At 49.7% G+C, this 644-nt stretch carries 1 pseudogene; it reads right to left on the reverse strand.

The window, feature by feature from the left end:
- Positions 1 to 644: pseudogene (locus A3729_RS02595) on the reverse strand (error-prone DNA polymerase); the annotation flags it as partial.

Below are 644 nucleotides of genomic sequence, written 5' to 3' on the forward strand. Positions count from 1 at the left end.
GGCTTGCTCATAGCCCCTTTCCAGCATCCCCTCAATCAGTTTCGATCTAAATTGCATCAGCTTACCCGTCTTTTTCCAAGAGGCCATGGCGCGTCTGAGTTGATCAGCTTCGCCCCCGGTAAATCCGGCGGCGACCATAGCCAGCTTGATCACTTGCTCCTGAAAAATGGGTACTCCCAGCGTGCGGGATAAGACTTCCTTAACAGCTTCCGAAGGATATTCGATGTTCTCTTCACCATTACGCCGCTTTAGGAAGGGGTGAACCATATCGCCCTGTATTGGCCCGGGTCTGACAATAGCGATCTGAATCACCAGGTCATAATAATTTTCTGGTTTTAAACGTGGCAGCATACTCATCTGTGCACGAGACTCGATCTGGAACACGCCAATAGTGTCGGCTCGCTGAATCATCTGATAAACCTTTGGGTCATCCTGCATACGGGTGATATCTGCGATGCTCAAGTCTCGTTGGTGGTATTGTTGAATAAGGGAAAATGTCTTACGGATAGCGCTGAGCATACCGAGCGCCAATACATCGACTTTCAGTAGCCCAAGGCTTTCCAGGTCATCTTTATCCCATTGAATGACGGTACGTGCCTCCATACTGGCATTTTCGACAGGTACGAGTTCGTATAGCGGTCCGG

This window comes from Oleiphilus sp. HI0043 (assembly GCF_001634935.1).